This window comes from Bacillus sp. JZ34 (assembly GCF_053903205.1).
Genome location: NZ_CP096403.1, coordinates 4,198,335 through 4,205,000, shown reverse-complemented (window position 1 = coordinate 4,205,000; position 6,666 = coordinate 4,198,335). Strand labels below are relative to the sequence as shown.

Here is a 6,666-nt window from a genome sequence, read left to right as displayed (position 1 = left end):
TGATGTGTGTGTCAAGAAATGATAAAGGGTGATCTTTGAGCCGTTTGGAAAGTCAGGAAGATACTTAGAAACGGGGTCATTTACTGATAGCAATCCCTTTTCCTCAAGCTGTAAAATTGCCGTTGCAATAATGGCTTTTTGTGATGACCCAACATAAAAGACGGTGTCCGGTGTATTGGGGACCATTTCCTCGCGGTTTGCATATAAATACCCTTTGCTTGTCACAACGTTTCCGTCTTCTACAATTAATGCTGTGCCGCTGAATCCAATGCTTTTTAAATATTGATCCAATTGAGCATTATCATTTTTTGTGATGATAGGGTTCTTTTTTGTTTCATTTTGATTTGTCTTCTTCTTTGCTTCAGGCTGTTCTTTTTTTTCAGTTGCCTGTAGTTGATTTTCTTGGTGATCTCGCATACCGCTTGGAAGTGCAAGATAAATTACCGCACAAACAAGAAGAAAGGAAAGAATGATGAGCCTTCTTTTTGTTTTCTTCTTTTTTCTTTTCTTTATTCGCGTTCTGTATGTTCTTGCCATGGCGAGTACTCCTTCTTTTATATGTGACGTATTTACTGACGCAATAACCCCTTAAAAAGTTTCTTCAAAATGCTAATATTTTCATACATGGTTTGGGATAATGCCAAAATTTACATTTTGTTTACACTTGAATAAGAACAAATGTTCGTATAAAATAAAGATGTGAGGTGAGACGATGAATAAGCTGTTGTATCGTTCAATGGAAGACGGTTTTCCGGTAGAAATCATTTACATGAAAGAAAGTAGTTTTTCTAAACGGGCGATTCTCGTGAAAGAAATTAAAAACGGTTATGTGAAAGCATTTTGCTTCCAAAAACAGCAGTTCAGAATGTTTAAGATAGAGGCCATTTTAACCGTGTTCCCCTATAAAAAAAGAAGCATAGCTCATTATGCCTAAAAGCTGCTCTTTCATCTTGCTGTCTTCTTTTCTGTATTCCCTTCCTGTTTTGATATTCCATCTTTTGTTATAATGAATGTAAATTCGATTTAAAGAGAGCGGGCGTTTTACATCTATGCTTCAGACGATCAATAAAACACTTGGTAAGATTATGCCTTTACTGACGCCTTTAAGTGTTGTCAGCGGGGTGTTGCTTGCGGATTACTTAAATGGGCTGGCGGGTCTTGTGCCGTGGATTTTTGCGTTTATGACATTTGCCGGCAGCCTTGGGGCAAATTTTCAGTCGCTGAAAACAGCGATGGTTCATCCCTTGCCGATGCTACTCGCTTTATTTGTTTTGCACATATTTATGCCTGTTCTGGCATGGGGCACGGGGCATCTTGTGTTTAGCGGAGATTCATTAACGATTACAGGGCTTACCCTTGGTGTTGTCATTCCGACGGGTATTACGAGTATGATTTGGGCTGCCATGTATAAAGGAAACATCGGCTTAACCCTATCGATTATTTTAGTGGACACGATTCTTTCGCCTTTCATCGTTCCGTTCAGTCTTTCCATCCTGGCCGGGGCGCATGTTGAAATGGATGTAATCGGTATGATGAAAGGTTTAGTCGGAATGATTGTGATTCCTTCTTTGTTAGGAATGCTCGTCAATCAATTTTCAATACCGGAGCGGACAGCGCGTTTAAGCGCAAATTGCGCTCCATTTTCGAAAATCGGGTTAGCCGCCGTGGTGGCGATTAACAGCTCAGTTGTCGCTCCTTACCTGAAAAACGTCGATTTAAAGTTTTTAACGATAGCCGTTACGGTTTTTTTGGTGGCATTTACTGGATACATGACAGCTTGGCTGATCGGTCGGCTGATGAAACGGCCCCAGGAGGGAATCGTGGCTTTAATTTTTACCGGAGGAATGCGGAATATTAGCGCCGGCGCTGTGTTGGCCACCGGATTTTTTCCGCCGCAAGTGGCGGTGCCCGTTGTCATCGGCATGCTGTTTCAGCAGATCCTGGCTGCGCTATATGGGCATTTGCTTGCAAGAAGCGAGCTGAAAAAAACGTATCATTTAGACAAAAAAACGAGTCTGCCCTCATAGTTGGCAGACTCAAACCTTACAGGAGAGAAAAACAATGAAAACCAATAGGGTAAGTGTGATGATTTGGACTTTAATTTCCGCATTTTTGTTTTGTTCTTTATTAGTCACAGCTTCACTTTCTCCGCCCGCTCATTCAGGCCCCCATGCTAATGAGTTTGGCACTTTGGGGATGTGGGCGGCAATCGGAACCGTTTTACTCTTTTATATCCTTCCCCTTGCTGTTTATATGGCCGGGTTTGATGCGATGAAGTTTGTAATGGCTGTTCTTTGCGGAATTGGATTAATCATCACGCTGACCATGATTCCAGTGGTTATGTTGATTGGCGCTTTTGGCGGATATGCTTCTGCTTTATTGGGCGTCGTATGCCTTTGCATTCTGTCAGCGATCGTGAATGTGATTTGGTTAGTCGCCGCTTTTCGCAGGCCGTCAGCGGCTGCTTCTTTCTAATATTTAAAAACCGCTTTCCCGCGTTGTGTTCAAGTTCGCCAAGCTCCTTTTGCGATCAGGTGGACGTTTCCCCCGATGTGAATTTCTATGCTGTTTTCCGTTGTGTGCGCTTCAATATAAAGCAGGGAAGGCCGGTTTATTTCATACCCTTGTTCAGCCCTTATGCTGAGGTCATTTTGATTAAAATAACCGTGATGCAGTAAATATCCTGCGAGATCCCCGATTGCGCTTCCTGTTGCCGGATCTTCGGGAACGCTGAGACAGTCGCAAAAAACTCGTGTATTGATGTGATTTTGTTCATGATAGGTTTCCGTAGAAAAAACGAGCAGACTGGCTTCTGTTTCTTTCATAAAAGCTTCAAACCGATCCTTGTTGATTTTGCATTTTTTAACTGCACTTAGCGAATTTAACGGGACGATAACTGCTGGCAGACCTGTGGAAACCTCTTGTATCGGGAAATCCAAATCCATATCACATGTGTCGATACCGAGTACTTCTGCCATCATTTCTTTATCAAAAGTTCGATTAAATACAGGCGGATTTTGCTTCATCCAAATGATCTGATCTTCACCTTTGTCAAACGTCACCGGTATTGCGCCTGCTCGAACATTTAAAATGACGCTTGAAGATGGTTCAGTTTCGATTTCATTCTTTATGATAAACGCTGTGCCCAGCGTCGGATGTCCTGCAAACGGAATTTCTTTTTCCGGGGTGAAGATTCGGACATCATACCCGCTGTTTTCCTGTTTCCCTAATATAAATGTTGTTTCGGAAAAATTAATTTCCCTAGCTATTTTTTGCATTTTATCACTTGATAGGTTCTTTTCTGCTTTAAAAACGGCGAGCTGGTTTCCTGTATATTTTGTTTCTGCAAACACGTCCACAAGGTAAAATTCCATCCGATGTCTCTCCCCTTTAAAATGACCTTCCTGCCCTAAAGGCAGTTTTACATATCTTACATGAGATGAGAATCATTGAACAGTCTAAAAAAATAAAGAAGAGCGGATCCCGCTCTTCCTAATAAAGCAAATACTTCTTTCTGATATTCATAAACCGTTTTTGATCTGCTTCGTATTTTTTGACGATTTCATCAATTGAAGCGCCTTGTTCAATCATAGCTTTGACCCATCCATTCCCGATCAGACGGTTGAAATTGCCTGAAGGGAGGAACTCAAAGTCGTCCGGGTAGAGGTCATGGACGGTTTTGATGATCGCGATACCGGTATTTACAGGCTTAAAAGCGGACCTGTTTGTCACGTAAAGCTCCACCCCGTGGCACAGTTTATTTTGATGCTTTGAAAATGTCGGAGTGAACGAGGCGGCTCTGAATCGGACGCCAGGAAGCTTCAGACCGTTTAATTTTTCGGCGAGTTCCGTACTTTTCATGTAGGGCGCACCAATTAATTCAAAAGGCTTTGTCGTGCCCCTTCCTTCTGACATATTGGTTCCTTCAATTAAACCTGTGCCCGGGTAGACGATGCCCGTATCCGGTGTCGGCATGTTCGGGGAAGGCAGGACGAAAGGAAGACCAGTGTCTTCAAAGAACATCTGTCGCTTCCACCCTTTCATTTTGATGATGGTTAAATCGGCGCCGATGTTAAATTCGTCATTAAACAGCTTTGCCAGTTCTCCTGCGGTCATTCCGTGCTTTAAAGGGATGGGATACATTCCGACAAATGAAGAATAATCTGGATCAAGGACAGGTCCTTCAACTTTTAAGCCGCTTTGCGGGTTTGGCCGGTCAAGAACAATGAATGGAATGCCGTTTTCTTTTGCCGCCTCCATCGCATATGCCATTGTGTAAATGTAAGTGTAAAACCGCGTTCCGACATCTTGGATGTCAAATAGCAGGACGTCAACGTTTTTCAACATCTCCGGTGTCGGTTTTCTCGTATCTCCGTAAAGGCTGTAGACGGGGAGACCGGTTTTTTCATCAATATAAGAGTCAACCTTATCGCCGGCTTGAGCGTCTCCCCTTACACCGTGCTCTGGACCATAGAGAGCGGTCAGCTCAATACCGGGGGCTTGGTGAAGCAAATCGATGCTGCTTGTTAATGCTGAATTGACACCGGTTGGATTTGTGATGAGACCGACCCTTTTTCCTTTTAATATGCTTTTCTTGTTCATGATCACTTCAATACCCGGTGAGACCTTTGCTTTCTTTTCTTTGTCCGGAAAGGCCGCTGCTGCGGTTAATGTACTGAAAACAAACATTCCCGCAAGCAGCCAGATCGCTTTTTTTCTCATTATGACCCTCCTTTGTGAAGCGGCTTGCCGTTTTTAATATTCAACCCGTAGCCGAACGGGTAAAGGGTTTCTCCGGGGCGTGTGACCGAAGGAATGTCTACGGGCAATGTTCCTTTAGGCTTTGCCTTTCCGAAGATAACTTCCACTCCGGCCGGAATATTCGGCTGCCTGAAGCCCCCGTTTGCATAGCCTTTAAAGCCGTATACTGCGATCACGGCAGCGGCTTCTTCAAAATTTGCCGTGTCATAAGGGTTTCGTAAGCTCATTAAGACAAATTTTTTCCCGTTTGCCTGAGCGTATTTCATGGCGGCGCGCGGAAAAGCAGTTGCCAACTTGCTTGAGTCTTGAATGCTGTCATCAATGACACCGTCGTTCACAACAGGATCGTTTTTGACTACATATGATCCTGTGATGACATAATCGGCCTCGTCAATTTTCTTTTGAATCTCTTCATCAAACGCTTTTTCTGCAAATCGATATTCGACGACCTTGATGTTTTTATTTATTTTGCTGATGGTTTTGGCGATTGCTGCTGTTTGCTCTTCGTATGGGGCGAGAATGAGGACGGTATCCCCTTTTTTCGGTTTGAATGGCAAGGTGCTTTTTTCATTTTTAAGAATGGTGACGCTTTCTCTTGCCATTTTCCTTTCGGATTTCATGTGTTTGTTGCTGCCGACCGTTTTCAAGGCGTATTTGATTTTTTTCTGAAGCGGTTCGGAGCCGGTGTGATCGATGATACCGCGGTTTATTTTTAATTGAAGGATTCGCTCCACCGACTGATCGATTTGTTCGATAGGGATCTCACCTTTTTTAACGGCTGTCAGAAGAGCTTCGAATACACGCGCTAGATTTTTTTCGGTCTCAAGCGATGTGACTTGTGCGGGCATGAGGGCGATGTCGACTCCTGCTTTGACAGCCATGACGACGGCTTCCTCCTGTCCGAAATTATCAGAAATGGCTTTCATATTTAAAGCGTCTGTTACGACAACGCCCTTAAAGCCGAGGTCTTTGCGGAGAAGGTCTGTCATGACTTTTTTGGAAAGTGTTGCAGGCACCATGATGTCCTCGCCGTCTTTTTTGCTTTTATAGGTTGTATTGTCAAAGGCGGGGAACTGGACATGCGCTGTCATGATCATGTCAATCCCTGCATCGATCGCTTTTTGAAATGGCGCAAGTTCAATGCTTCTCAGCCTTTTTTCATCATGCGGAACAAGCGGCAATCCGTAATGACTGTCAACCGCTGTATCGCCGTGTCCGGGAAAGTGCTTTGCTGTAGCGATCATTTGCTCGTCCTGCAGGCCCTTCATCATTTGGATGCCGAGCTTTGAAGTCAGCTCAGGCTTGGAACTGAAAGAACGAACGCCGATGACCGGGTTGCCGGGATTGTTGTTGACATCAAGTACAGGACTGAAGTTCACGTTGATGCCCAGCGATGCTAATTCTTTTCCGATGATTTTTCCTGATTTGAAGGCATTTTTGCTGCTTCGCGATGCACCGACTGCCATATTACCGGGCAGGTTTGTGCCTGATTCGAGTCTTGTGACAATCCCGCCTTCCTGATCGATCGTGATAAAGAGCGGAATGTCAGGACTTGCTTTTTGCAGGCCGTCCGTTAACCGTACAGTCTGCTCTGTGCCTGTGACATTTTCAGCAAAAAGAATGACGCCGCCGAGCCGGTATTTTTGAATGATTCCCGCGACTTCGTCATTCATTTTTGTTAATCCTTTGGCGTTCGATTCCCCTTTTTTCTTCCAGTTTCTAAAGTCAGGCATCAGCATTTGTCCGATTTTCTCTTCAAGCGACATGCTGCTGACCATTTGTTTGAGGTGTTGTTCCGGCTGCTGTTTCGCTTCTGCTTCGCGAGCGGCGGGCTGCAAAGCGAGAGACGATAACAGCAATGCAATCAACGCGCATTGAAGAAATCTTTTCATATAAGGGTCGCCT

General features: G+C 44.2%; 7 protein-coding genes (1 of these 7 cut by a window edge). 3 read left to right on the top strand and 4 right to left on the bottom strand.

Annotated elements, in window-relative coordinates; genetic code table 11:
- Nucleotides 1-537: the 5' portion of a serine hydrolase domain-containing protein gene (locus M1D90_RS21260; RefSeq protein WP_020449907.1), read on the bottom strand. Its footprint begins 633 nt before the window's first position; the window shows 537 of its 1,170 coding nt (coding positions 1-537); the start codon lies at nucleotides 535-537; its stop codon lies off the left edge, out of view.
- Between the two features lie 175 nt (nucleotides 538-712).
- On the opposite strand from M1D90_RS21260, the gene M1D90_RS21255 reads away from it, so the two are divergent.
- From M1D90_RS21255 to M1D90_RS21245, 3 genes are all read left to right on the top strand, one after another.
- Entirely contained in the window at nucleotides 713-934 is a 222-nt protein-coding gene (locus M1D90_RS21255; RefSeq protein WP_020449908.1) for a hypothetical protein, read from the top strand.
- Between the two features lie 151 nt (nucleotides 935-1,085).
- On the top strand, nucleotides 1,086-2,027 hold the full coding sequence (locus tag M1D90_RS21250) for a bile acid:sodium symporter family protein (protein ID WP_456283531.1): 942 nt from the start codon (nucleotides 1,086-1,088) through the stop codon (nucleotides 2,025-2,027).
- Nucleotides 2,028-2,061: 34 nt separating this feature from the next.
- Complete coding sequence (locus tag M1D90_RS21245; protein WP_020449910.1) at nucleotides 2,062-2,475, top strand: DUF5391 family protein; 414 nt, start codon at nucleotides 2,062-2,064, stop codon at nucleotides 2,473-2,475.
- A gap of 29 nt (nucleotides 2,476-2,504) precedes the next feature.
- Here the strand turns inward: M1D90_RS21245 and M1D90_RS21240 are convergent, their stop codons facing one another.
- The 3 genes from M1D90_RS21240 to M1D90_RS21230 form a co-directional block, all read right to left on the bottom strand.
- Nucleotides 2,505-3,374 carry a PhzF family phenazine biosynthesis protein gene (locus tag M1D90_RS21240; protein ID WP_065643422.1) on the bottom strand — a complete coding sequence of 290 codons (870 nt, stop codon included), beginning with the start codon at nucleotides 3,372-3,374 and terminating at the stop codon, nucleotides 2,505-2,507.
- A 118-nt stretch (nucleotides 3,375-3,492) separates the two neighbouring features.
- Entirely contained in the window at nucleotides 3,493-4,722 is a 1,230-nt protein-coding gene (locus tag M1D90_RS21235) for an exo-beta-N-acetylmuramidase NamZ family protein (RefSeq protein ID WP_020449912.1), read from the bottom strand.
- Nucleotides 4,722-6,653 (bottom strand): glycoside hydrolase family 3 protein, encoded by a 1,932-nt coding sequence (locus M1D90_RS21230; RefSeq protein WP_043054017.1) that lies wholly within the window; start codon nucleotides 6,651-6,653, stop codon nucleotides 4,722-4,724. The genes M1D90_RS21235 and M1D90_RS21230 overlap by 1 nt, the downstream gene beginning before the upstream one ends.
- Nucleotides 6,654-6,666 lie beyond the last annotated feature (13 nt).